Annotated in this window: 26 protein-coding genes and 3 riboswitches; of the genes, 9 read left to right on the top strand and 17 right to left on the bottom strand. The window is 40.6% G+C overall.

The window, feature by feature from the left end; translation table 11 throughout:
* Window positions 1-38: 38 nt before the first annotated feature.
* From MKZ03_RS06375 to MKZ03_RS06365, 3 genes are all read right to left on the bottom strand, one after another.
* Window positions 39-1,355 carry a polysaccharide biosynthesis protein gene (locus tag MKZ03_RS06375; protein WP_341031318.1) on the bottom strand — a complete coding sequence of 439 codons (1,317 nt, stop codon included), beginning with the start codon at window positions 1,353-1,355 and terminating at the stop codon, window positions 39-41.
* Between the two features lie 113 nt (window positions 1,356-1,468).
* A complete protein-coding gene (locus tag MKZ03_RS06370; protein ID WP_334748827.1) occupies window positions 1,469-2,119 on the bottom strand; it encodes a cell wall hydrolase in 651 nt (216 codons plus the stop codon).
* Window positions 2,120-2,426: 307 nt separating this feature from the next.
* Entirely contained in the window at window positions 2,427-2,621 is a 195-nt protein-coding gene (locus MKZ03_RS06365) for a hypothetical protein (RefSeq protein WP_024424688.1), read from the bottom strand.
* A 167-nt stretch (window positions 2,622-2,788) separates the two neighbouring features.
* Here MKZ03_RS06365 and MKZ03_RS06360 point away from each other — a divergent pair, with 167 nt between their 5' ends.
* Window positions 2,789-2,977, top strand: coding sequence for a YkvS family protein (locus MKZ03_RS06360; RefSeq protein ID WP_003211747.1), 189 nt, complete (start codon window positions 2,789-2,791; stop codon window positions 2,975-2,977).
* A 207-nt stretch (window positions 2,978-3,184) separates the two neighbouring features.
* On the top strand, window positions 3,185-3,655 hold the full coding sequence (locus tag MKZ03_RS06355) for a GNAT family N-acetyltransferase (RefSeq protein WP_334748811.1): 471 nt from the start codon (window positions 3,185-3,187) through the stop codon (window positions 3,653-3,655).
* 101 nt (window positions 3,656-3,756) lie between these two features.
* Here MKZ03_RS06355 and MKZ03_RS06350 read toward each other — a convergent pair whose 3' ends face one another.
* Window positions 3,757-3,975, bottom strand: coding sequence for a hypothetical protein (locus MKZ03_RS06350; protein WP_075622921.1), 219 nt, complete (start codon window positions 3,973-3,975; stop codon window positions 3,757-3,759).
* A 392-nt stretch (window positions 3,976-4,367) separates the two neighbouring features.
* Window positions 4,368-5,114: an SDR family NAD(P)-dependent oxidoreductase gene (locus MKZ03_RS06345; protein WP_341031314.1), complete on the bottom strand. Its 747-nt coding sequence runs from the start codon at window positions 5,112-5,114 to the stop codon at window positions 4,368-4,370.
* A 168-nt stretch (window positions 5,115-5,282) separates the two neighbouring features.
* On the opposite strand from MKZ03_RS06345, the gene MKZ03_RS06340 reads away from it, so the two are divergent.
* The gene (locus MKZ03_RS06340; RefSeq protein WP_144524762.1) at window positions 5,283-5,651 is read left to right on the top strand and encodes a winged helix-turn-helix transcriptional regulator; all 369 of its coding nucleotides are present in this window, start codon (window positions 5,283-5,285) and stop codon (window positions 5,649-5,651) included.
* A gap of 447 nt (window positions 5,652-6,098) precedes the next feature.
* On the opposite strand, the gene queF is transcribed toward MKZ03_RS06340, so the two are convergent.
* The 5 genes from queF to MKZ03_RS06315 all read right to left on the bottom strand — a co-directional run bounded on the left by queF (window position 6,099) and on the right by MKZ03_RS06315 (window position 9,753).
* Window positions 6,099-6,596, bottom strand: a complete 498-nt coding sequence (gene queF, locus MKZ03_RS06335) for a preQ(1) synthase (RefSeq protein WP_024426839.1) — start codon at window positions 6,594-6,596, stop codon at window positions 6,099-6,101.
* A 15-nt stretch (window positions 6,597-6,611) separates the two neighbouring features.
* Entirely contained in the window at window positions 6,612-7,343 is a 732-nt protein-coding gene (queE, locus tag MKZ03_RS06330; RefSeq protein ID WP_334748799.1) for a 7-carboxy-7-deazaguanine synthase QueE, read from the bottom strand.
* Window positions 7,336-7,776: a 6-carboxytetrahydropterin synthase QueD gene (gene queD, locus MKZ03_RS06325; protein ID WP_334748798.1), complete on the bottom strand. Its 441-nt coding sequence runs from the start codon at window positions 7,774-7,776 to the stop codon at window positions 7,336-7,338. Before queD ends, queE begins: the two co-directional genes overlap by 8 nt.
* A complete protein-coding gene (gene queC, locus MKZ03_RS06320) occupies window positions 7,777-8,433 on the bottom strand; it encodes a 7-cyano-7-deazaguanine synthase QueC (RefSeq protein ID WP_307499531.1) in 657 nt (218 codons plus the stop codon).
* Window positions 8,434-8,592: 159 nt separating this feature from the next.
* Window positions 8,593-8,637: riboswitch (PreQ1 riboswitch) on the bottom strand.
* Window positions 8,638-8,709: 72 nt separating this feature from the next.
* On the bottom strand, window positions 8,710-9,753 hold the full coding sequence (locus tag MKZ03_RS06315) for a YkvI family membrane protein (protein WP_341031310.1): 1,044 nt from the start codon (window positions 9,751-9,753) through the stop codon (window positions 8,710-8,712).
* Between the two features lie 243 nt (window positions 9,754-9,996).
* Here MKZ03_RS06315 and MKZ03_RS06310 point away from each other — a divergent pair, with 243 nt between their 5' ends.
* From MKZ03_RS06310 to motB, 3 genes are all read left to right on the top strand, one after another.
* Window positions 9,997-12,099: an ATP-dependent Clp protease ATP-binding subunit gene (locus tag MKZ03_RS06310; protein WP_095285069.1), complete on the top strand. Its 2,103-nt coding sequence runs from the start codon at window positions 9,997-9,999 to the stop codon at window positions 12,097-12,099.
* A gap of 375 nt (window positions 12,100-12,474) precedes the next feature.
* On the top strand, window positions 12,475-13,269 hold the full coding sequence (motA, locus tag MKZ03_RS06305) for a flagellar motor stator protein MotA (protein WP_034662877.1): 795 nt from the start codon (window positions 12,475-12,477) through the stop codon (window positions 13,267-13,269).
* Entirely contained in the window at window positions 13,262-14,026 is a 765-nt protein-coding gene (gene motB, locus MKZ03_RS06300; RefSeq protein ID WP_060596120.1) for a flagellar motor protein MotB, read from the top strand. The genes motA and motB overlap by 8 nt, the downstream gene beginning before the upstream one ends.
* A 29-nt stretch (window positions 14,027-14,055) precedes the next feature.
* On the opposite strand, the gene MKZ03_RS06295 is transcribed toward motB, so the two are convergent.
* The gene (locus tag MKZ03_RS06295; RefSeq protein ID WP_034662884.1) at window positions 14,056-14,511 is read right to left on the bottom strand and encodes a MarR family winged helix-turn-helix transcriptional regulator; all 456 of its coding nucleotides are present in this window, start codon (window positions 14,509-14,511) and stop codon (window positions 14,056-14,058) included.
* A gap of 205 nt (window positions 14,512-14,716) precedes the next feature.
* Between MKZ03_RS06295 and MKZ03_RS06290 the strand changes: the two genes are divergently transcribed.
* Window positions 14,717-16,222 carry an ATP-binding protein gene (locus MKZ03_RS06290; protein ID WP_034662888.1) on the top strand — a complete coding sequence of 502 codons (1,506 nt, stop codon included), beginning with the start codon at window positions 14,717-14,719 and terminating at the stop codon, window positions 16,220-16,222.
* Between the two features lie 46 nt (window positions 16,223-16,268).
* On the opposite strand, the gene MKZ03_RS06285 is transcribed toward MKZ03_RS06290, so the two are convergent.
* From MKZ03_RS06285 to MKZ03_RS06260, 6 genes are all read right to left on the bottom strand, one after another.
* A complete protein-coding gene (locus MKZ03_RS06285; RefSeq protein ID WP_034662891.1) occupies window positions 16,269-16,511 on the bottom strand; it encodes an aspartyl-phosphate phosphatase Spo0E family protein in 243 nt (80 codons plus the stop codon).
* 300 nt (window positions 16,512-16,811) lie between these two features.
* The gene (locus tag MKZ03_RS06280; protein ID WP_307499530.1) at window positions 16,812-17,342 is read right to left on the bottom strand and encodes a 1,2-dihydroxy-3-keto-5-methylthiopentene dioxygenase; all 531 of its coding nucleotides are present in this window, start codon (window positions 17,340-17,342) and stop codon (window positions 16,812-16,814) included.
* Window positions 17,343-17,357: 15 nt separating this feature from the next.
* Entirely contained in the window at window positions 17,358-17,996 is a 639-nt protein-coding gene (locus MKZ03_RS06275; protein WP_340972519.1) for a methylthioribulose 1-phosphate dehydratase, read from the bottom strand.
* Window positions 17,960-18,655 carry a 2-hydroxy-3-keto-5-methylthiopentenyl-1-phosphate phosphatase gene (locus MKZ03_RS06270; protein WP_340972516.1) on the bottom strand — a complete coding sequence of 232 codons (696 nt, stop codon included), beginning with the start codon at window positions 18,653-18,655 and terminating at the stop codon, window positions 17,960-17,962. Before MKZ03_RS06270 ends, MKZ03_RS06275 begins: the two co-directional genes overlap by 37 nt.
* Window positions 18,656-19,876, bottom strand: a complete 1,221-nt coding sequence (gene mtnW, locus MKZ03_RS06265; protein WP_341031306.1) for a 2,3-diketo-5-methylthiopentyl-1-phosphate enolase — start codon at window positions 19,874-19,876, stop codon at window positions 18,656-18,658.
* A 101-nt stretch (window positions 19,877-19,977) separates the two neighbouring features.
* A riboswitch (SAM riboswitch) is annotated at window positions 19,978-20,079 on the bottom strand.
* A gap of 44 nt (window positions 20,080-20,123) precedes the next feature.
* The gene (locus tag MKZ03_RS06260) at window positions 20,124-21,314 is read right to left on the bottom strand and encodes a pyridoxal phosphate-dependent aminotransferase (RefSeq protein ID WP_340972510.1); all 1,191 of its coding nucleotides are present in this window, start codon (window positions 21,312-21,314) and stop codon (window positions 20,124-20,126) included.
* Between the two features lie 163 nt (window positions 21,315-21,477).
* A riboswitch (SAM riboswitch) is annotated at window positions 21,478-21,636 on the top strand.
* 79 nt (window positions 21,637-21,715) lie between these two features.
* Here MKZ03_RS06260 and mtnK point away from each other — a divergent pair.
* Window positions 21,716-22,909, top strand: a complete 1,194-nt coding sequence (mtnK, locus tag MKZ03_RS06255; protein ID WP_341031303.1) for an S-methyl-5-thioribose kinase — start codon at window positions 21,716-21,718, stop codon at window positions 22,907-22,909.
* A gap of 6 nt (window positions 22,910-22,915) precedes the next feature.
* Window positions 22,916-23,977: an S-methyl-5-thioribose-1-phosphate isomerase gene (gene mtnA / locus MKZ03_RS06250; protein WP_341031301.1), complete on the top strand. Its 1,062-nt coding sequence runs from the start codon at window positions 22,916-22,918 to the stop codon at window positions 23,975-23,977.
* Window positions 23,978-23,989: the final 12 nt, after the last annotated feature.

The raw sequence follows: 23,989 nt of genomic DNA, 5'->3' as shown, positions 1-23,989 counted from the left end.
AGTTTTCTTATAGCTTGCCCTCTCGATCACAATGACATTCAAGCTTTTTTCATTCTAAGAAACATGGAAACGCCGAGCTCCTTACATATCGTCGCATAATGCAGTGCAGTCAGCAGCAGCATCCCCGTATTCATCCCTAATATAACCCCCATCATATTTAAGCTTTCAATTGAACCAAGAAAATAGACCATAGAAAACGAGACGACATGCACCCATATATTATGTAGGAACACATCTTTAATGAGCCCCATACCGATTAAACACGCTTGAAATGGCATCACAAACAGGTGGCATAAAAAGTACGGCCAAAGCAGCTGTAAATAGACAGCAGCTTGCGGTGAATCAAAAAAGAGATGTGTGAGCGGATAAGCAAAATAATACATCACCATCACTGCCGGCACCCCGTACCCAAACGTAATGAGTATTGCCTGCCTGACACGTTTTTTCACAAGATCATACTGACCTAATGCATAGGCTTCAGATACATTGGGAATCATCACAATCATGATGGAATGGGCGATAAACGCTGGGAAAAAACCAATCGACATCGCGACACCAGCCAGCATGCCGTAATGATCAACAGCAAGTGTGCCAGAGATGCCTGCTGCAATAAGCGCTCCTTTGATTAAAAACGGTTCAACCGCATTGGCGATCGCATGAAAAATCCGCATGCCCGTTGTCGGAATGGAAACGGCTAAGAGGCGCTTTCTCACGTCAATCCCTCTTAATTCAACAGACCTGACATTGACAGCATTTTTCGCCATGACGTATTGGGAGTATAAATAAATAAAGACGACGAGATCACTCGCGACAATGACACCGATGGCAATGAGTACCGCTGTTTCAATATCAAACGAATACCAATGAAAAAACAAAAACAAGCAGATAAGCTGGATCGTTTTCTTCAGCATATTGGCGAGAGCGATCCTGCCCATTTGCTGCTTTCCCATAAAATAGCCGCGTGCAATGGAGGTAAACGCAATAATCGGGATAAGTGACAGCACTAGACCCTTCATTAGCGGATGATACGACTGAAACACTGGAATGAAAGGCAGTACAATGGCTGCTATAGCTGTAGTTGTACTTGTCACCACAAGCGTCATTTTAAACGCATGGCGGAGCATACTTTTGTGGAGCCGCTCATGCGATTCTGCAATGAATTTAGAAATGGAGACTGGCAGCTCTAAGCTGGCGATCACAAGGACAAGCATGATGATTGGAAGGATACTCATATATAGACCCATTCCATGTTCTCCAAGCTCTCTCGCTAAAATCATATTGACTAAAAACTCTATACACTCCGCAATAAAAGCTGCGACAGATAGCAGAATGACCCCTTTTACAAATCGATTCATGTAGCCTCCCCTTGTCTAAAGCAAATTCTTTTCACATTCTATGAGACAAGTCCAAAAAATATTTTAATAATTGAAGACAAAAAAAGAGCAATCTCATTGATCGCTCTTTTTCTCTATACGGCAAACACGTGACGTCCGATGCGTTCTACAATTTTGCGGGAACGAATCCAATGATCTGTTGCCGTTTTTGGATTATAAAAATAGATAGCCTTTGTTGTTCTGTCATGTTCTTTTACTACCTGCTTCACCGCTTTAATGGAATCTTGATCTGCCATATCATGAATACTTCCATTCGATACTGGCTGGAAAGCATTTCGCTGATAAATCACACCTTTCACGCTGTCAGGAAAAGAACGATGCTCTACTCTGTTTAAAACAACGCTTGCCACCGCTTTTTTCCCTTCGTAAGATTCACCTTTCGCTTCAGCGTGAACCAACCGAGAAAGCAAGTCCATTTCTTCATTAGAATACTGTTTACCGCTTGCCTTATTCGTCGTTTCAGATTTTACTTTTTTCTTTTGCTTCGGTTTTGAAGACTTTTCTTCTGTTGACGTACTTAGCATTTTCACTTTTGGCTGACGCTTCTCTTCAGAAAATGCTGGGATGACTTGATCGTGATCTTGCTCTATATATGAAAGCTGATGTTTAACAGGTGCTTGTGAAAGTTCGTGACTTAATGTGCCTTGCTGCTCTTGTATATTGTCCATCTTCATTGCTGCAACGAGCATAAGGATGACAAAAAGAGCTGTATGAATTTTAATCATTCGCCTTTTTCCTCCTTTAATCAAAGTAGGCTGTAAGATACTTGTCCACTCTAACAAGACCTCATTCTATTTTCACGCACAAAGATTTACATGCCTGTCCAAATTCCGTCATTAAATGGCATGTCCTTGTTTTGCGCACATAAAATGGAATTGTTAGCGCTTAAAAAGATCCCTTTTTCACCTATCATCATCCTTATGCTCCTGATTATGGGTTATTACATTTTCTTTTCATATGTATCAGAGTGGTTTGAAGTGTGACAAAAGAACGAAAATAAAAAAAGCTTTCTCTCATCAATGAGAAAAAGCTTTAGCTTCTTGCTTCTGTAAGATATTCAAAAATAACATCTCCACCATGTTTGGCGATCCCGCGAAAATGTTTAAAATCATCTTGATTCACCAAAACAGAACGAAACGTTAAAAAGTCATCTTTTTGGATGGTCACCTGTTTTTCCGTCCCATTCCGTAAAGATTCGAGGATTGTGAGGATTTGTTCTTCAGTCAAAAAAACCGCTCCTTTTCAGCCATGATCAATTATTAAATATACCATTCGTTAGAAGAGCATACAACGAAAACAAAACAAAAACGTCTTTATCCTTTACATTGGTATGAAAATATTGCAAAATACTTTTTAATAGGGAATGAAATCTGTTTTTAAAGGAGAGGGATCGGTTGAAGATTGCAAAAATTGGAAATGTGATCGAATTTAGAAATGGTTTAACAGGTGTAGTTGAAAAAGTGAATGAAAACTCTGTCATTGTGGATGTCACCATTATGGACAACTATAGAGATTTAGAACTGGATTCACTAACAGTCGTTAATCATAAAAACTATAAAATCATCAAAGACTCCGTACATTAATTTGCAATCCTCAATTCAGACGATCGGTACATACGTATATATAAAGCAAATTTAATCACGATTTGACCAAATGGTGATTTCTATTTCAATACCCTTCTTTTTCATTTAAAAAAAATGATAAGATGCCGTATTAGCTCTAGACAGGAGAAACTAATATGCAATTCCAATGATATCATTGTACGTTTTGGAAAAATGGAAGATGCTGAAATGACTTTAGAAATACAGAAATCAGTTATTGCTGAATCAGATTATCTACTTACATCACCTGAAGAAAACAAAAAAACCCTATTAGAACACAGGGAATGGATACAGAAAAGAATTGAAAATGAAAACGAGACGTACATAGTTGCTCAAACTGATGAGAAAGTCATTGGATGGATAGCCTTTGAACATTCATCAAATAGAAAAAGAACTTCTCATACGGGTTCATTCGGGCTGATGGTGCATAAGAGATATAGAGGTTTAGGCGTAGGGGAAAAGTTACTAACAGCGTTATTACATTGGGCAGAAAAGAATCCTTCAATTGAAAAGGTTAGTTTAGCCGTTTTCTCTACAAATCAAAAGGCCATTTCTTTGTACAAAAAGATGGGGTTTATAGAAGAAGGACGTAAAATAAAAGAATTTAAAATAAATGATCATGAATACTGGGATGATGTTTTAATGTATAAGCTGGTTTAATGCTGTGAAAACGAATTGCAGAAGTAAGGACATAATATCAATTGAGTCATCAATTTGTTATGTCCTTTTCTTTTTCTCGCCATACATCATATCAGTAAGCATCAGTCTTTTTGCGTATGAAAGGTTTGCATTTCCGCCTTCGTCTTGTACATCTCGACTTCCTCGGGTGTGATCACTCCTTTATCAATCAAGAGGGCAATCACTCCAAGCAATGTGGAGGCACTCCATTTATACCGTTCTTTGTTTTGATGTTCAAGCATTTGAAGCTCTTCCTTTAGCTCCATTAGCAGCTGCTCTGTCTTCTCTTCTTTGTTTGCCAACTCAAACGCCTCCGTTTATCATTCATTGCCTTTATTTTATCTTACATCAAATGAAATAAGCAAAAAAAGCATGATCCCTCTTTACAAACATACGTTCTGTCATATATAATATATTTACGAGCTGGTAGCCCCCAGCCGTCCTAGCAAGTTCTATTCCCATTCGTATGAGAAGAGTGACATGACTCTTCTCTTTTTTTATGGTTGATTCGCAAAAAAAGACATGCATCCGGCATGTCTTTTCCTTTTTTCTCATTTTACATATCCATCATCAAAACTTAGTTTGCAGCATTTGTGGTTACTCAAGGACATAAGGAAAACGACTTTTTTATACGACTCAAGTAAATCCCCATTAACTTTTTTTGGGGACGATTTGTAATCCCTTGGCAGTGACATTATACCTGTGCTAGCCCGCCATCTACGAACAATTCAACACCCGTCAAGTAACTGCTTTCGTCTGATGCAAGGAAAGATACAGCGTTTGCTACTTCTTCAGGTGTCCCAACTTTTCCAGCTGGAACAGTTTTTCTGGCATTTTCCATCGCTCCTTCAAGTGCATCACCAAAAAGCTCATCGTATGCAGGTGTAAGAATAACTCCTGGACTTACCACATTTACACGAATTTCAGTACCTTTTAGGTCAAGAATCCAGTTGCGAACTAGTGCTCTTAATGCTGCTTTAGATGCTCCATATACACTAAATGCTGGGTTGCCAATTGATCCAGCAGTAGAGCCCGTTACAATAATAGAACCTACTTTGTCCGGGAATAGTGATAGCGCTTTTTGAACAGTAAAAATGGTTCCTTTCACGTTAATGTCGAACGTTCTATCAACCTGCTCTTCAGTAATTTCACCTAATGAAAGGAAGTTGCCGATGCCTGCATTAGCAAAAAGGATGTCCAACTTACCTTTTTCCTGCTTTATCATGTCATATAGTTTGTCTAAGTCTTCAAGCTTAGAAATATCACCTTGAACACCGGTTACGTTCTTGCCAATTTGGTTAACAGCTTTATCAAGTTCGTTTTGTCTACGTCCCGTGATATAAACATATGCACCTTCGTTTACAAATTTTTGTGCTGTAGCAAGACCAATCCCACTTGTTCCACCCGTTACAAGCGCTATTTTACCTTCAAATTTACCCATACTTAACACTCCTTTAGAATTAATATTATTTTATGTCTAGTACCTTTAAGTACTTGAAGAACAACTTACAAGATATAGTATCCTTCAGTAAGCACATTATCGGAAGTACCCACTTTTTTGTGATATAGTAACTAAAAAGTAATAAATGTGGAATGGAGAGCTTTAGACATGAAAAAATTCAGCTGTGGGTTTGAAGTGACTAAGGAAGTGATTGGCGGAAAATGGAAAGGGCTTGTATTATACTTTTTAATGAATGGACCAAAGAGAACGAGTGAATTAAAGCGTATTATCCCAAATATCACTCAGAAAATGCTGATTCAAACACTTAGAGAGCTTGAAGCCAGTGGACTTGTGACCAGAAAGATGTATAATCAAGTACCGCCGAAGGTTGAATATTCATCCACTGAACTTGGAGAATCTCTTAAACCTATCTTGCAGGAGCTCTGTCAATGGGGAGTGCATTATGCGGAGCAAGAATATGCAGAAGGTGAATATGAAATTGTACAACCAGAACAACTAAAGTTAGGATTGAAGTAGCTGCTAAAGTAAATGCTAAACAACATCAATACCATCACCTAACAGATGAAGAACAGTCAGAAATAAATGAGATAGTCAATTTTGAAAGTGAAGTTCTAATCAGAAGTGTCATGGACTATATTCAGGAGAACTTCAAAAAAGAGCTGTTTCAAATGTTAGAGAAGGTTTAGAAACTTAGCCAAAAAATGAGTGAAGATATGATAACAATATTTAATGCCTCTGATCTCTAGATAAGCATTTTTTCTTTCGGATAAAAAAAGACGTACAAATTGTACGCCTTAATCTGCTTCTGAACTATCAATTTTTCACTGCATAAAAGTCACAGTTCAGGTTGCACCTCAGGTCACACTTTATCATACAATTCCCATGAGTATTTTCAGGTGTGACTTTTTCCACTTTTACTGTGACACCAATTCGTTTCACACTCCGTCTCACACAGCGGAATAATTACCGATTATCAATCGTCTCCGGATACATATCATGGTTCATCATACGGTATTCTGCCATTTCCTCATATTTCGTGCCGGGTTTTCCGTAGTTCGTATACGGGTCAATGGAAATACCGCCTCTTGGCGTAAATTTGCCCCAAACTTCAATATACCTTGGGTCCATCAATTCAATCAGGTCGTTCATAATAATGTTCATACAGTCCTCATGGAAGTCACCATGGTTACGGAAGCTAAACAAATATAATTTTAGCGATTTACTTTCGACCATGATTTCATTTGGGATATAGCTGATATAAACTGTCGCAAAATCCGGCTGTCCTGTTTGCGGACATAGTGATGTAAATTCTGGGCAGTTGAATTTCACAAAGTAATCTCTATTTGTATGTTTATTTGGAAACGTTTCAAGCACTTGTGGTGCATAATCAAACAAATAATTGGTTCCTTGGTTTCCTAGTAACGTGACACCTTCTAATTCTTCTGGTTTTCTTGTCGTCATGTCATCTCTTCCTTTCTATACGCCTCGTTTATTTCCCCACAATAACGTGTGCAGCTGCGGCAGCACTCTTACGCGGTTTAAGTCTGGATCTTGCGCGACTTGATCGACAAGCGCTTCATATTTCTTTAATAAATGCGTCAATAAGTACGCATCATCACCTGTCGTCGTGTCATCATTTCCTACCTGCAAATAAAACGGAAGCTCAGGGTATTTCGCATGAACATCCTTCGCATACGCTAGATCACGATCGTCAAAAATCACGACCTTCAGGCTAGCATGCTGCAACCTATTTCCGTTTTTCAGCTCATCTATGATACGTGTTAGTTTCGTAAAATCTGTTTTCATATTCGAGCTTGGCGGCTTAGGAGAAATGGTTAAATCATCGATTTTCAAAAACCAGTCCTGATACATCGTCCCTTGTGTTTCAAGCGCTGTATCAATTCCTTCTTCGTGCAGCAAATCAATGAGTGATTCCATTTGTTTTAAAAGCGCAGGGTTTCCTCCTGAAATGGTGACATGAGAAAAAGCCTGTCCGCCTATTCTTTTTAATTCTTTGACAATGTCTTCTGCGTGAAGCCACTGAATGTCATGCTTCGCTGAGCCATCCCATGTAAAGGCGGAATCACACCAGCTGCAAGAGTAATCACAGCCAGCTGTTCTGACAAACATGGTTTTTTGTCCAATGACCATCCCTTCTCCTTGAATGGTCGGACCAAAGATTTCTAATACAGGAATCGCTTTAGCCATTGTTTTCAACTCGTTTCGGCCGGTAAATGCAGTAGCTTGTTGGTGTTTCTCTGACAAAGACCTGAACACATGTCGGCTTGTTCGATAAAGTTGATAAATACGCTGCGACTTTGTCATGTACGGTCTTTGCCACCACCTCAGTGGTTGGCATCGCGTATGGATCGGTTGACGAGAACTCTTCATGATCATTAAGCAGTGTGTGATCGTACTGACCATGAATGAGCTTCTTCAATGTACTGAAATTGACAAGGAAACCCGATTCATCTAGCTCGTCTCCCGCAATGGTTATATTGATGGTGTACGTATGACCATGTACGCGGCTGCAAGCACCTGCATCTTCTCTTGGGATGAAATGGGCAGCCGATACATGCATATCTTTGTTCAATTCAAATGAGTATGGATGATTCGTTTGTGGATAGATTTGAGAAAGCATTTATTTTGCCTCCTTCATTTCCATATAAGTGTCAAAGCCATTTTTCCGAAGCTTACACGCAGGACATTCCCCGCAGCCATCAGAAATGATGCCATTATAGCAAGTGAGCGTTTCATTTTTTACAAAATCCAGCGCATTCAGCTCATCCGCAAGCTTCCATGTTTCTGCTTTATTGAGCCACATGAGTGGTGTATGGATCACAAATGGTTTTTCCATCGCCAAATTCACTGTGACATTACAAGACTTTACAAACTCGTCACGGCAATCTGGATAACCGCTAAAGTCTGTTTCACATACACCTGTGATAATATGTCTTGCTCCGATTTGATACGCAAGAATAGAAGCGAAGGATAAGAACACTAAGTTTCGTCCTGGTACAAATGTGGAAGGCAGCTCTCCTTCTTTTTCCTCAATGTCAATGTCATCTCTTGTTAAAGCATTTGGTGCAAGCTGATTCAAAAGAGACATATCTAATAGATGATTCTTCACACCTAACTTGTCAGCAATTCTTTTGGCGACATCAATTTCTTCTTGATGACGCTGATTATAATGAAAGGTCACGGTTTCTACCTCTTCGAATTGTTGAAGTGCCCATAATAAACATGTCGTACTGTCTTGTCCCCCGCTAAAGACAACGACTGCTTTTTCATTTTTCATTTTCTGTTCTCCTCCTTTTGCAGATCTATACAATCGTACAAAGCTGCATCTGAAAGGCTCTTGAAAACCCCTATTTTTCTCAAAAGAAAAGACACCTTTACATGTGTATGAGGTGTCCCAGCCATAAAAAATAAAAAATGCCACATCCAAGGATACGGCAAGTCCTTAGTTTTTTATAGAGGGTTTTGCTAGAACCTCTCCCGTTTTACACGGATTTTTGTTCAATTTTCACAGAGGATAGTGTACCACATATTTTTCATGCAGGCTATCCCTTCTTTACTTATCAAGAGATGCAGGCACTTTTTTTAGACAAAGAAAGAGGATAAAAAAGATGCTCACATAGCCAAAAATAGGATAAACCGTTGATATCAATGTACCGTAACCGATTTTACTAATCACATAGCAGCATAAGAGAATAAGGGATATTGTCAAGACACTGTTCATCCGAATATACGCCCTCACTTGTCTCTCGAGACCATATAAATTGCCTATGACGGATGTAAAGACTTCGCCGAAGATCACAAATAAATAAATGAGGTGAATGGAGTTTGCTACTTGATACACTACCTGAGCCATTGGAATATCAAACGCCTCCAGCATATTTAATGAAGAAAGAGATAAAAAGCATGCCAGTAAAATAAGGGTCAGCATGACGCCCCCAAGCACAGCTCCCTTTTTAATCACCGCTTCAGAGGTCATTTCATTTGCGACGGGCACTAACACTGCTTGAGAAAGTGCTAAATTAAAAGCACCGTATGAGATAGCTGATAAAATCCACTCTCCCTCACCCATTTGAAGCGCAAGAACATAACTTTCACTAATGCTAAAAACGAAAGAATCAAGAAATACGATCAATGAAAAGAAAATAAGCATTGGGACGACGAGAACATTGACACCAAATAATCCTTTTGAACCTTTCAAAAGCACAATGACGCTCAGAATGATCGTCAAAAAGATTCCATATTCCTTTGATATGCCAAGTTGCTCTTCAAAAATAGCCCCTGCGCCAGAAATCATCACTGAAGTGACGCCTAGTAAAATAAAAAACATGACGACATTAATATACCTGCTTGCAGCTGCGCCAAATAGAAACCGGTTCATATCTTGATAAGACTCTGCTTCAATTCGTTTAGAAATGAGCATCATTTTTGCACCAAGTCCAGTAAAAATAGCGCCGCTAATCAAGATTCCGAATAGTCCAATCCAGCCAAAACGAACAAAAAATTCTACGATTTCTTTTCCTGTCGCAAACCCAGCTCCAACCACTGTTCCTACATATAAAAAGGCAAGCTGAAAAGCGGATTCATTTGAACGTTTCATGTGACCCCTCCGCACCCATCACTTTCGATTGTCTTTTTTTATCCTATGAGACGAGTTCCTTGAAAAGAAGGACAAACCATGATTAAATGCAAAAAAGGATTTTCAACTGCCTTTGAGCAAAACAGTTGAAAGTCAAAATAGGTCAGAGTATACTATAGTCAAAGATGGTCAAACAACAGACCATTTTCTTTAACATTCATTGGTCAAATAAAGTCAAACTTTATTTTAAGGAGGTTATGGCAAATGCGTTGTCAACATTGTCAAGTAAATGAAGCAACTATTCGCCTGAATATGCAAGTGAATTCGTCCCGGAGCCAAATGGTTTTATGTGAAGACTGCTACACCTCTTTGATGGAGCAATCAAAAATGAAAATGGGACCTCAATTGTTCGGGGGAAGCTCATTCTTCTCTGAGCAAGCAGGACATGCACAAAGCGGAGAGCAGCCAAAGCAAAAAGGCTTACTCGATGAACTTGGCCGGAATTTAACAGATGGCGCAAATGCTGGTTTAATTGATCCAGTCATCGGCCGTGATGAAGAAGTCGCAAGAGTCATTGAAATTTTAAATAGAAGAAATAAAAATAACCCTGTTCTGATTGGTGAACCAGGTGTTGGGAAAACAGCGATCGCTGAAGGACTCGCACTGAAAATTGCAAGTGGCGATGTACCAAATAAATTAAAGAACAAACAAATCTATTTATTAGATGTCTCCTCCCTTGTAGCGAATACAGGGATACGTGGTCAATTTGAGGAAAGAATGAAGCAGTTAATTAAAGAGCTGCAAAGCCGTAAAAATATTATCTTATTTGTAGATGAAATCCATCTTCTTGTAGGCGCAGGATCTGCCGAAGGGTCAATGGATGCTGGAAACATCTTAAAACCAGCCCTTGCACGAGGCGAGCTTCAGCTAGTAGGTGCGACGACATTAAAAGAATATCGTCAAATTGAAAAAGATGCCGCCCTTGAACGACGCTTCCAGCCCGTCATTGTAGATGAACCAACACAAGATGAAGCGATCGAGATTTTAAAAGGCATTCAAGATAAGTACGAAAGTTATCATGGCGTCACTTATTCAGACGAAGCTATTCAAGCGTGTGTTCAATTATCTTCCCGGTATATTCAAGACCGTCATTTGCCGGATAAAGCCATTGATTTAATGGATGAAGCAGGTTCAAAAGCGAACCTCTCCATTGATGCAGCAAGTGAAGATGAACTAACGAATCGTCTGACAGAAATCGCTGCTGAAAAACAAGCTGCTTTAAAAGAAGAACAATACGAAAAAGCAGCGAAGCTTCGAGATGAAGAAGAAGCCATTGAAGCAAGACTTCAAAACAAAACAAATGACAAAGAACATGTCGTCACAGCAGAAGCCATTCAAGCCATTGTGGAACAAAAAACAGGCATCCCTGTCGGCAAACTGCAAGCAGACGAACAAACCAAAATGAAAGAAATTGACGTCCGCTTAAAAGCACGGGTGATTGGTCAGGAACATGCGGTTGAAAAAGTGGCGAAAGCTGTGAAAAGAAGCAGAGCCGGCTTAAAATCGAAACATAGACCAACAGGCTCCTTCCTATTCGTTGGACCAACAGGTGTCGGGAAAACCGAATTGTCAAAAACGCTAGCTGAAGAATTATTCGGTTCAAGAGATGCGATCATCCGTTTAGATATGAGTGAGTACATGGAGAAACACTCAGTATCCAAGCTCATTGGTTCTCCTCCTGGTTATGTTGGACATGATGAAGCGGGTCAGCTGACGGAAAAAGTGCGCAGAAAACCATACAGCATCATTTTGCTGGATGAAATCGAAAAAGCACATCCTGATGTGCAGCATATGTTCCTTCAAATCATGGAAGATGGCCGGTTAACAGACAGCCAAGGCAGAACCGTCAGCTTTAAAGATACGGTCATCATCATGACAAGTAACGCAGGCAGCACAGATAAAACGGTCAAAGTCGGCTTCCAGTCTGATCAGGAAGAAGCGATTGAGGAACAATCACTCATTGATTCACTCAGCGCCTATTTCAAGCCAGAATTCTTGAACCGTTTTGACAGCATCATTCAGTTTGACTCATTAGATAGAGATGATTTAGTGAAGATTGTGGATCTTCTGCTCAATGAGCTGTCAGAGCAATTAAAAGAGCAACATTTAACAGTCCATGTGACAAAAGAAGCGAAAGAAAAAATTGCAGAACTTGGATATCATCCTGCATTTGGTGCTCGTCCACTGCGAAGAACCATTCAAGAGCATGTTGAAGATCAAATGACGGAAATATTGCTTGAAGAAGAAAAGCTTTCAGGATTTACTGTAGATGTTGAAGATGACGAAATTGTAGTAAAAAAAGGATAAGTACATCCTAAGAAGGATCTACAGCTCCATCATGTTGCGGTGTCTAAGTTCCATCCGCACGCCGACGCCCCCTCCGCCTCTTTTCCTTTACGATAAAAGAAAAAGAGGTGGATCACATGATGAATTGGAGCTATGATCTTGTCAAAATCATGTATGAAGAAAAATTAAAAGAGCTGCTTTTAGATGAAACTGCTCAAAGAAATTAAAAAGAAACTCCCTTTATATCAGAGGGAGTTTCTTTTTTAAGGTAATAGAAAGCGCTTTCGTCAAAATTTCTTCACAGAAACTGCCTTAATTTTATATTCTGACTAAAACCCTTCTAGAAGACACCGATATTAACTATAGAAAAAGATAGTTAAAGGATTTGGTGAGATAATGGACAAAACATCGTTAATAGGTATTATTTTAGCATTTATTGCACTGAGTGTCGGTATGGTTTTGAAAGGTGTGAGTCTAACCGCTCTTATCAACCCAGCGGCTATATTGATCATTGTGGTTGGGACGATTGCAGCTGTTGTCATCGCATTCCCATCTAGTGAAATTAAGAAAACACCAAAATTGTTCGGCAAAATTTTCAAAGACAACCAGCTTCCAACGATTCAAGAAATGATCCCTCTTTTTTCAAACTGGGCACAAATTGCGCGTCGTGAAGGTCTTTTGGCATTAGAAGCTAGCATTGAGGAAGTAGATGACGATTTCCTTAAGAACGGCTTAAGCATGGCCGTTGACGGTCAAAGTGCAGAATTTATTCGCGACGTCTTAACAGAAGAGGTTGACGCCATGTCTGAAAGACATCAGTCAGGCGCATTAATCTTTACACAAGCAGGTACATACGCTCCGACGCTTGGTGTACTTGGCGCCGTTGTCGGACTTATTGCCGCACTTGCAAACATGGGAGATATTGAAGCACTTGGACATGCAATCAGTGCAGCCTTCGTTGCCACACTGCTTGGGATTTTTACCGGGTATGTGTTATGGCATCCATTTGCCAACAAGCTGAAGCGTAAATCAAAGGAAGAAGTAAAGCTTCGTCTGATTATGATCGAAGGGATCCTTTCTGTTCTTGAAGGTCAATCTCCAAAAGTGATTGAACAAAAACTTCTCATGTACTTACCAGCGAAAGAACGTGCAAATCTTGTCATTGAAGAAGGAGAAAAACAAAATGGCTAGGAAACGTAAAAAACATGATCACGATGACCATGTAGATGAATCTTGGCTGATCCCTTATGCCGATCTCCTGACGCTTCTACTCGCTCTCTTCATTGTGCTTTTTGCATCTAGTTCGATTGATGCGGCAAAATATGAACAGATGGCAAAGTCTTTTAATGTCGTCTTTACGGGCGGTACTGGTGTCATGGATCAAACCAGCATGCAAAGCACTGAAGAAACTGAAAATAGCAACCAGACCAAGAAAGCAGCCGAAGAAGATGAAGAAGCCAAAGCGAAAGCTCGAGACCATGCCGTTCTCACAAAGGTCAAAAAGCAAGTGGACTCCTTCATTGCCAATAAGAAACTTGGAGCTAAGCTCGAAACAAAGCTCACGGACGAAGGTTTGCTCATTACGATAGAAGACAGTATCTTCTTTGATTCTGGCCGGGCGGTTATTCGCCCTCAAGATGTCCCGTTAGCAAAGGAAATCTCAAAACTACTTGTCATAAACCCCGCTCGTGACATCGTCATTAGCGGACATACTGATAATGTACCGATCAGAAATTCAGAATTTGAATCCAACTGGTATTTAAGTGCCATTCGTGCTGTAAACTTTTTGAGTATTCTTCTTGAGAACAGCAATTTAGACCAAGAGAACTTTAGTACAAAAGGTTTCGGTGAATTCAAGCCGGTTGCTTCAAACGATACAGCAGAAGGCAGAAGTAAAAACCGACGCGTAGAAGTACTCATTTTACCGATTGAGAAAAAAGCGAAATAAAAAAGGGAGCCCTCGGCTTCCTTTTCTATTTATTCTGTATGATCATATAAATGCTTTGCACGCAGTCCCACATGTTTGAGCATATCAATGCAGGCATCCTTCTCTTCTTCGCTCAGGACACTGATCATCTCATGAATTTCTTTCGCATGATCCGGGAAGATATCATCAAGCAAAGCTCGTCCCTGCTTGGTAATATGCGCAAATGTCACCCTGCGGTCTTCTGCACAGGCCCTACGACTGAGGAGTTCTTTCTTCTCCAATTTATCGACCACATACGTGATGCTACCGCTTGCAAGTAAAATCTTATCACCGATTTGCTGAAGCGGCTGATCCCCTTTATGATACAGTAATTCTAATACTGCAAATTCAGTCGGATTCAGCCCGTGCTTCACAATATGTTTGTTCATGTGATGATTAATTGAGCGATAGGCACGTGATAATACAATAAATAATTTCAAAGATTTCTCAACATTATGATTTTCCATTTTTTTATCATCCTTTATGAAATGCAACCCACTAATGTGACATTAATAAACAATAAGTAAAATGTCAACATCTTGATCCATCTTTAGCATGAAAATGAGACCAGAACGAATCACCTAATTTTTTAAAAATCACACAAGTCATCGTAATAAAGATAGGTTCAATGCTATAATAAGTCTATTAGGTAATACGTTGGAGCGATGAATGATGAGTATACTGAAAGGGTTTTGGAAGAAGATCAGGCTGTACCTTATTTTGGTCATGATTCCAACCCTAATCATTAGTTATTTTATCTACGAAAAAGAAACGGAAAAAATCGACTTAAAAAACAAACAAACCGCTACACTTATGTTAAATATTCACAAAAACCAAATGAATTATTTAATTAGCGAGACAGAAGCGAGATTAACTTCACTTGCCATGGGATTTGACCAGCCTCTTGAGACGAAAAAAGTAGAAAACATCCTAGAGAAAATCTATAAACAAGAACCTCGTTTTTCAGGTCTGTATCTCCTAGACAAAAAAGGAAATGTATCAGTAAGCACCACCCCGTTAAAGGAAAAAATCAACCTGTCATTTAGAGATTACTTTAAGCGCATTCAAGTGACCAAGCAGACGGTGATCACAGATAACTATGTGAGCCGAATTACAAAACAGCGGATTCTTTCCATTTGTGTGCCTGTACTGGATGAAAACGAAGAAGTCACCAATGTGCTAATTGCCGCCATTCAAATTGATTATTTAAGAAATATTATGAATGTATTGAACCCTGATCTTCATTTTAAGATGCTGAATCAAAATGGACATGTGGTGTTTACAAGTGGTCCGCAGCCAGCATCAGAAAATGGCAGCACCGTGTCTACATATTTAGATGAAAACAGCTGGAAGCTGGAGGTCTTTCCGCAGCGCGCGTCTACAGGTGAAGTGCTGTCTGTTATGCTGATCCCTTTATCCAGTGCTTTTATTTTATTAAATATTTTATTCACACTTGTTCAATATATCATTTTAAGGCGTCAAACCCAGCAGGAGCGTCACCAAAATGAAGCGCAAAAGCTTGAATTAATCGGAACCCTCGCAGCAAGTACGGCACACGAAATTCGCAACCCATTAACAGGGATCAGCGGATTTATACAGCTTTTGCAAAAGAAGTATCATTCAGAAGAAGATCAGCTCTATTTTTCTGTCATTGAAGAAGAAATTAAACGAATCAACCAAATCGTCAGTGAGTTTCTTGTATTAGGGAAACCAACGGCAGAAAAATGGCAGAATAACTCTGTAAAAGAAATTGTAAGTGAGATCATGCCGATCGTTTTCTCTGAGGCGAACCTTTATAATGTTGAGGTTGATTTGCAAATTAATACGATTCAGGATGTTGGGGTATATTGCACAAAGGATCACATTAAACAAGTCGTATTAAATGTAGCGAAGAACTCGTTAGAAGCGATGCCAAATGGCGGTCATTTGAAGATTTTGATTGAGGCTGAAAAAGAACATGTCATCATTAAAGTGAAAGATACGGGTGAAGGCATACCAGAAGAAATGTTAAAGCATATCTTCCTTCCTTTTATTACGTCGAAGGAAAAAGGGACAGGTCTTGGGCTTGTCGTGTGTAAACGAATCATTTCGATGTATGGCGGGACAATTGATATCGAGAGCGAAGTGAATAAAGGAACAACCGTCATGATCATGCTTCCTTCTGCTCACTCAGCATAGCTGAAACATTCAGCCGGTTTTGCTTAGGCAAGACCGGTTTTTCATGTCAATAAGAAGGACGGTTCACAGATAGAAGACTCATTTGAGATACAAGATCATGAAAGGAGGGGGCAGATTGTTTCTCATGAAAAAGGAGATACTGATACTCATTCATCAGGTTGTCTAGTTCTTGACTATATTTAATTGTCGTCTCACCAGTGTAGCCTTCCGCTTGAGCAGCTTCTACCATCTGTTTTCTCTTCTCATCAATGGACATCAGCAATTGTTCTTTCCTTACATAAATATTCATGATCTCAGCTCCCGCAATGAATTCGACTGTCTATGCTCAAAATGATCCGACACCAAAATTATACTTTATTTGTAAATTAAATTAAATATGCTTATTTTATTTAATTTTTTACAGCCTAAAGACCTCTTACCCAATCTAATTTGGGGGTAAACTTCAAATTTGGACAGGACTGACACATGGATTAAACAGAATTTTATCCTATGCGGAAGATCAAAATCAACTATTTTCTTTCTCATTTTATGCCTATTTTCCTAAAAAAAGCTGATCATCCGCCTCATGCGGAATGATCAGCTCCTGTCATTAAACCGTTTCTTCCTCGTAAATTGGCACCCAGCCCTCAGTTGTGACAAATATGCGAACTGCGACCACTTTGCGATCCTCTTGAAGTGTAAAGTAGTGACGAATATGTGGCGGGACAGAAATTAAATCGCCTGGATTCAGTCTCACATCAAAAAAGACGCCATCCTTACCCTGAATGGCAAAGATTCCATGCCCGCTTACAATAAAACGTACTTCGTCATCTGTATGATGATGCTCACGCTTAAAATTTTGGAGCAACTCATCTAGATTTGGTGTGGCGTCAGATAATGAAATCACATCCTGCGCTTTGTACCCTCGTTTTTCAGATATACGCTGGATTTCCTTTTGAAAAACAGTCAAAATCTCTTCCTTTTCCTCATCTGTTAAATCATACTTTTCTGATAACCGGTTTGGCAGCTTTGCAATATCCCAATGTTCATAAATGACCCCTTGCTTTTCTAAATATGCTGCTACCTCTTGCTCGCTTTCAAGTAATGTGTTCTCTTCGTTATGAATCAAAATCGTCGCCATGTGCTTTTCCTCCTTTTATCTGACAAGCTGCTTTTGATAAAGCGTTAATTTTAAGTGGTAGCTAAATAAAAATTCATACGCCTCCAATACTCGTTTTGCTTCAAAGGCTGTTTTTCCCCAGACAGTGATGCCGTGATTTCGAATGAGCACCGCACCTGATTCTGACTCTTCAGTGAGATGCTTTGCAAATTGTGCTGCAAGATGCGGAATATGGGCTGGATTTTCAATAATCGGTATCGACACTTCTGCATCCTCTTCCCAGTAACCAAGCGCCTTGATGATTTCGTTTCCTTTCAAACGAACCTCGCCCTTATCCCCATACAGCTCAGACATCACATTATTATCAATCGTATGGACATGGAGGCAGCAACCTGCTTCCGTCCGCTCATACACGTATGTGTGAAGCAGTGTTTCAGCTGATGGTCTAAGCCGTTCGTTCGGATCATCAGGCTGGCCTTCTGCATTTACTAAAACAAAATCCTCATCCGTTTCTTTTCGTTTATCTTTACCGCTTGCCGTCACCAAAAACGTGATTGGATCATCCGACACCTTGATCGATAAATTGCCGCTTGTTCCGTAAAACCAGTCTCTTTGTGCCAGTTCACGTTTGACGTCTGCTAGCTCCTGCCAGCGCTTGCTCTTTGCGTCTGCCATTCCTTCACTTCCTTTATTTGATCAAATTGCGCTTTAAGATCAATAAATGTTTCATACTCTTGATATACAAGCCCAAGCTCCTTACATTCATTCAGCAAGTAGTCGCGCGCAAATGTGAGATCCGCATGCTTTGCCGCTTCCACATCGGTGACTGAATCTCCGATCATGATGATGAAGTCATTCTCATGGGTCAGCTCTCGAATGATTGACGGCTTGCAGCATCCGCAGCCATTTTGACATTTCGAATCGCAGGCATGCGGCCATTCAATCTGAATATGATCTTCCCCAAATGAGGCATGATTGCAATAAATATTGTCTCGGCCCACAATGCCCTCGAGTATGGGATAGACAAAAAAGTCCATCCCGCCGCTTAGCACATAGAAAGGGATATCAGCCTTTTTCACATAATCAACAAATTGCTTGAATCCTTCTCGAATCTCTGTATCTTCTAAAATAAACGACTGAATGGCTTCTTTTTGATCACTCGTCAGTAATTGAAACATCTGCCCGACGCCTTCTTGAATGGTGATCTCCTTTGAGAGAACATCATCCTTAAGCTCCGTCCATTCACTTGGTGCAAAGTGTTTCATGATGCGAATGATATTATCATTTTTTGTAATTGTTCCATCAAAATCACAACATACAATTGGTTTTTTCATTTATTCTGCTACCCTTCCCCATAGTTCAAGTGCTGCTTTTAAGTCTTGGCAAGAAGCTGCCTTCTCTTGGATCGACTCTCCATGTATCACCGCATCAATGATCGATCGAAATGCTTTCCCTCCACCGATGGCTCCACGCGGATGTCCGTGAATTCCTCCACCAGCATTAATCACATGATCGAGTCCAAAATCTTTAATCAATACTGGAACCATTCCAGGATGAATGCCTGCTGACGGGACTGGGAACGTTTTTTGAACCAAATCCTCTTTTACACAAGCTTCATAGATTCCAAAGGCATCTTTTTTCGGAAGTGCAACCGACCCATAAGGTGAGGGAAAAAGACTCAAATCAGCGCCAGCATATCGATTTAATTTACCTAAAAGAAGAGAATGCGAGAATCCATATTCAGGCGATGATGTCAAAGCGCCGCTTACTGCGGGATGGGCCATGATAGGCAATGGAATATCTGGATCCTCAGCTAAGCTTTGCATGACATCTAGTCCGTAGGCAAAGACATTGAATAAGAGTGCATCCGCTCCGAGTTCAGCTGCCTTTCTTGCTCGATCCTTCAGTTCAAAGGTTCTGCCTGTTAAATTAACGGCATATAACGTTCGGTGCCCTGTCTCTTCATATGTTTCTTTTAATATCTTTTTTCCTTCTTTGATTCGTTCTTCAAAAGGGGCTAGCGGGCTCTCAAATAAAATTTCATCGTCTTTGATAAAGTCAACGCCGCCTAATGCTTGTAAACGGAGCTGCTCTTTTAAATCCGCCATATCACGGCCAATGACACCTTTAAAAATACTCATCAACAACGGACGATCAAACACGCCTGCTTTTTTGCGTATGCCATCAATTCCAAATACCGGTCCTGGCAGGCTTCTTTTAAATCTATCCGAGAATTGTATGTCGACTAGCTTCACTTTTCCATCAAATGAAAGCTTTCCAAAGATCGTCGTCAAAACGGCCGGTATATCAGCTGAAAAGTTAGCCTCAGGATAAGCAATGATCACCTCAGATTGATATAGGCCATTTTCGGCTGAAGCAACCTTTTCTGATACTTTTTCTACCCGTCCTTTATGTTTTTGAAGCTGCTCCTTTTTGAGCTGCGGCAAATCTGTCCATGATCCCACTGTTAAACCAAGTGCGATCTGCTCCGCTTTTCGGTTCACTTGTTCATCCTCTCGATGTGTTAATACGTATGTTGCCAGTAATTCACTCACTAGGAATCCCCTTTCGATTGCGTCATGCATATGGTCAATAAAAAACCTCTTCAAGTGCTTTGTCAGCGCCTTAAAGAGGTTGTTTCGTGTCATTCATCCGAATCTTATCTCTCAGCGCTTGCTGCAAGAATTAGCACCGTGCTTCATGGAAGTCGGTTGCCGGGCTTCATTGGGCTAGTCCCTCTGCCTACTCTTGATAAGAATATTCAATTTTCTTAAATATTGTCTGAATTATCGCACCATTTTTTTATGTTGTCAATGGCTTATTTTCAAACAGATTCAAGGCAGCGATACGCCGAGCGGCTTCTTGTAACCGCTCCTCACTTGTTAAAAGCCCAACTCTCACGTACCCTTCACCGTGAGTACCAAACCCATTCCCCGGAGCCACAACAACATGTGCTTTCTCTAATAATACGTCAGAAAAAGATTCAGATGTATATCCTTCTGGCACCTTTAGCCAAGCAAAAAATGACCCCTTTGGTGCTGTGACCTCCCAGCCAATCTCCTTGCAGGCAGCGATCCACACATTTCGCCTATTTTCATATCGATCATTTTGCACCTGTACGCACGTTTGGTCACTTAATAGGGCTTCCGCTGCTGCATCTTGAGTTGCTTTAAACAGTGAAACAAACAGGTGATCCTGATAAAGCTCAATCGCTTCAATAACAGACGGGTTTCCTGCTGCAAAACCTACTCTCCAGCCGGCCATATTATACGTTTTAGACAATGTATAAATTTCAATACCCGTCTCTTTCGCTCCATCTGTTTGCAAAAAGCTGATCGGCTTTTTCCCATCAAACCCAATGCCGCCATAGGCAAAATCATGGACAACACAGAGTTTGTGATCTCTCGCAAATGTAACGGTTTCTTCAAAAAACGCACGACTTGCCGTGGCACCTGTCGGATTGTTGGGATAATTTAAATACATCAACTTTGCTTTTTTCTTATCATTCTCAGGCAATCGATCATAGTCAGGTAAAAAATCATTTTGTTCAAGAAGCGGCATCGTCACCATCTGAGCTCCAGCAAGCACGGCACCTGACCAATAATCAGGATAACCTGGGTCTGGGACAAGGAGTGTATCTCCAGGATTCAGCAGGCATTGCGGCAGCTCAACAAGTCCCGCTTTCCCGCCAAATAAAATCGCAATCTCCTTCATCGGATCAAGCGTGACACCATATTCTCTTTCATAAAAGGCGGCGGCAGCCTTTTTTAATTTCGCTGTTCCGCGGAATGACGAGTATTGATGATTTTCAGGTTTTAATACCGCTTCCTGCATGGCTTTTACAATATGCGAAGGGGTTGGCTGATCAGGATTTCCCTGCCCTAAATTAATGATATCTGCCCCTTCCTGCACCTTTTTCTGCACCTTTTGGACAAGAGACGCAAAAAATTGTTTCGGTAATTGTTTCAATACATCTGATTGCTGGAATTCCATTTCTTCACCTTCTATTCAAGTTACGTAACAATACAAACACTGTAATGGATTGTTTTATGAATTGTAAAGCAATTTTGAAAAAAGATTGACATGTGAAGCGCAGCTCTGATAATATCTTGAATTAAGAAATGCAAACAGGCACGAAACAATTACATATTGATTTCTCTTATCGAGAGTTGGGCGAGGGATTTGGCCTTTTGACCCCAACAGCAACCGACCGTAAATACCACTGTGAAGTGGGGCGCAGCAAGTAAGCGCCAAGACAATTGTCTTATAGGGCACGGTGCTAATTCCATCAGACGTATGTGCTGAGAGATAAGAGAGGCTTTGAGCATACACGCCATCAAGCCTCTTTCTCTCAGGAGAAAGAGGCTTTTTTATATGATTTGGAGGGATAGCAATTGGTTACACTTACGGCATCATATGAAGAATTAACAGAAAGCTCGGCAGTTGCACTCGCAATTAGACTTGGCTTGATCCAAGAAAGCAGTCATTTAACATGTACGGAAATCGGTGACGGGAATTTAAATTACGTCTTTCATATTTTTGATCACAAACAAGAAAAAGGATTGATCATCAAGCAGGCTCTGCCCTATGCCAAGGTGGTCGGAGAGAGCTGGCCGCTTACATTAGACCGCGCGAGAATTGAAAGTGCTGCCCTGATCAAGCAGTCAGAATATACGCCGCACCTTGTACCTGCAGTCTATTATTCAGATACAGCTCTTGCTGTGACGGCAATGGAGGATCTATCACACCTGGAAATCGTCAGAAAAGGGCTAATTGCCGGAAAACAATATCCGCATTTATCCGATCATGTCGGAGAATTTTTAGGAAAAACACTTTTTTACACTTCTGACTTTGCCACAAATCCTAAAATCAAAAAACAATTTGTGAAGCAATTTACGAATCCGGACCTTTGTGACATTACCGAAAAGCTCGTCTTCACAGATCCTTTCTTTGATAGCGGCACAAATGATTTCGAAGAAGAATTAAGAGAAGCTGCCGAAGCGCTTTGGGCAGATCTTGAAGTGCAGGCCAAAGCAGCCGAACTGAAGCGTATTTTCCTGACATCTGCTGAAACACTCGTTCATGGAGATCTTCATACAGGCAGTATTTTTGCAAGTGAGACGGAAACAAAAATCATTGATCCAGAATTCGCCTTTTACGGTCCCTTTGGATTCGATATTGGCCACTTTATCGCTAACCTGTTCCTGAATGCTTTGTCTCGTGAGAATGAACACGATCAGCAGTACCTCTTTGACCATGTCATCAATGTATGGGCGACCTTCAAAGAAGTGTTCGCAAAAGCTTGGAAAGAAGACAGCATTGAAGCGTTTAGTGTATCTGACAGTTTTTTAGCAACAACCTTTGACCGTATTTTAAAAGAAGCGGCAGGCTTTGCGGGCTGTGAGCTTGTCCGCCGAACAATCGGCCTTGCTCATGCCGCTGATCTCGATGCGATTCCATCACCATCTAGAAGGATTCAGCAGAAAAAAGCAGCACTAACGCTCGGAAAAACAATGATCAAACAATATCATGCAGTGGAAGCAGCGTCTGACCTCGTCGCATTATTCCATCAATCTGTAAAGGAGTGACGGGTTTTGTCTAAAGAATTTGAAGTCCCCCGTTCTGTCGAATGGGAAGAAAACCATATTAACATTTTGAATCAGCAAAAATTACCGGCCGAAACTGAGTTTGAGCATTTATATACAAAAGAAGACGTGTATGATGCCATTGTCACGTTAAAAGTGCGGGGAGCACCTGCCATTGGCATTACAGCAGCTTTTGGACTGGCGCTCAGTGCTCAAGATATTGAGACAGAAGAAATTGATGTTTTTAAACAAGAAGTCATTCAGATAAAAGAATATTTAAACAGTGCTCGTCCAACCGCTGTGAATTTAGCCTGGGCTTTAGAGCGATTATTGCAGCGCATTGAGCGTGCAGCTTCGGTCAATGCAGCCAAAACAGACCTTGTCCATGAAGCCATTCAAATTCAAATTGAAGATGAAGAAACATGCAGACAAATCGGTCAAAATGCACTCCAGCTCTTTAAATCGGGTGATCGTATTATGACCATTTGCAATGCAGGCTCCGTCGCCACGAGCCGGTACGGAACAGCCCTTGCTCCATTTTATTTAGCCAAAAAGAAAAATCTCGATCTTCATATTTATGCCTGTGAAACACGCCCTGTTCTTCAAGGGGCTAGGCTGACAACATGGGAGCTCATGCAAGGCGGCGTAGATGTGACGCTCATCACAGATAACATGGCAGCCCATACGATGAAAGAAAAGAAAATTTCTGCTGTCATTGTCGGAGCTGATCGTATTGCCCGTAATGGAGATACGGCGAATAAGATTGGAACGTTAAGTCTCGCCATTTTAGCTAAGCATTTTCAAATTCCGTTTTTTATAGCTGCACCGCTTTCCACCTTTGATGTATCAACCCAAGACGGGGCAGATATTCCAATTGAAGAGCGTGATCCGCTGGAAGTAAAGGAATTAAACGGCGTCCAAATTGCACCGCCTGATGTTCAGGTATTCAATCCCGCCTTTGATGTCACTCCTCACCATCTCATTTCAGGTATTATTACAGAGAAAGGGATTATCACGTCGAACTATACAGAAGAGATTGATGCTCTGTTCGCTGAAAGCACCTCACTCTAATCATAAAAAAAG

Origin of the sequence: Bacillus sp. FSL R5-0431, assembly GCF_038002985.1 — a bacterium.
Taxonomy (GTDB): Bacteria; Bacillota; Bacilli; order Bacillales; family Bacillaceae; genus Bacillus.
Note: the sequence above shows the minus strand (reverse complement) of the source record. Positions and strands in the feature narration are given on the sequence as shown.

Excerpts from the sequence above, each read along its gene's own strand:
- MKZ03_RS06375 (WP_341031318.1), bottom strand. The coding sequence starts at position 1,355 with ATGAATCGATTTGTAAAAGGGGTCATTCTGCTATCTGTCGCAGCTTTT.
- MKZ03_RS06370 (WP_334748827.1), bottom strand. The coding sequence starts at position 2,119 with ATGATTAAAATTCATACAGCTCTTTTTGTCATCCTTATGCTCGTTGCA.
- MKZ03_RS06355 (WP_334748811.1), top strand. The coding sequence starts at position 3,185 with ATGACTTTAGAAATACAGAAATCAGTTATTGCTGAATCAGATTATCTA.
- MKZ03_RS06345 (WP_341031314.1), bottom strand. The coding sequence starts at position 5,114 with ATGGGTAAATTTGAAGGTAAAATAGCGCTTGTAACGGGTGGAACAAGT.
- MKZ03_RS06340 (WP_144524762.1), top strand. The coding sequence starts at position 5,283 with ATGAAAAAATTCAGCTGTGGGTTTGAAGTGACTAAGGAAGTGATTGGC.
- queF (WP_024426839.1), bottom strand. The coding sequence starts at position 6,596 with ATGACGACAAGAAAACCAGAAGAATTAGAAGGTGTCACGTTACTAGGA.
- queE (WP_334748799.1), bottom strand. The coding sequence starts at position 7,343 with ATGGCTAAAGCGATTCCTGTATTAGAAATCTTTGGTCCGACCATTCAA.
- queD (WP_334748798.1), bottom strand. The coding sequence starts at position 7,776 with ATGCTTTCTCAAATCTATCCACAAACGAATCATCCATACTCATTTGAA.
- queC (WP_307499531.1), bottom strand. The coding sequence starts at position 8,433 with ATGAAAAATGAAAAAGCAGTCGTTGTCTTTAGCGGGGGACAAGACAGT.
- MKZ03_RS06315 (WP_341031310.1), bottom strand. The coding sequence starts at position 9,753 with ATGAAACGTTCAAATGAATCCGCTTTTCAGCTTGCCTTTTTATATGTA.
- MKZ03_RS06310 (WP_095285069.1), top strand. The coding sequence starts at position 9,997 with ATGCGTTGTCAACATTGTCAAGTAAATGAAGCAACTATTCGCCTGAAT.
- motA (WP_034662877.1), top strand. The coding sequence starts at position 12,475 with ATGGACAAAACATCGTTAATAGGTATTATTTTAGCATTTATTGCACTG.
- motB (WP_060596120.1), top strand. The coding sequence starts at position 13,262 with ATGGCTAGGAAACGTAAAAAACATGATCACGATGACCATGTAGATGAA.
- MKZ03_RS06295 (WP_034662884.1), bottom strand. The coding sequence starts at position 14,511 with ATGGAAAATCATAATGTTGAGAAATCTTTGAAATTATTTATTGTATTA.
- MKZ03_RS06290 (WP_034662888.1), top strand. The coding sequence starts at position 14,717 with ATGAGTATACTGAAAGGGTTTTGGAAGAAGATCAGGCTGTACCTTATT.
- MKZ03_RS06285 (WP_034662891.1), bottom strand. The coding sequence starts at position 16,511 with ATGAATATTTATGTAAGGAAAGAACAATTGCTGATGTCCATTGATGAG.
- MKZ03_RS06280 (WP_307499530.1), bottom strand. The coding sequence starts at position 17,342 with ATGGCGACGATTTTGATTCATAACGAAGAGAACACATTACTTGAAAGC.
- MKZ03_RS06275 (WP_340972519.1), bottom strand. The coding sequence starts at position 17,996 with ATGGCAGACGCAAAGAGCAAGCGCTGGCAGGAGCTAGCAGACGTCAAA.
- MKZ03_RS06270 (WP_340972516.1), bottom strand. The coding sequence starts at position 18,655 with ATGAAAAAACCAATTGTATGTTGTGATTTTGATGGAACAATTACAAAA.
- MKZ03_RS06260 (WP_340972510.1), bottom strand. The coding sequence starts at position 21,314 with ATGGAATTCCAGCAATCAGATGTATTGAAACAATTACCGAAACAATTT.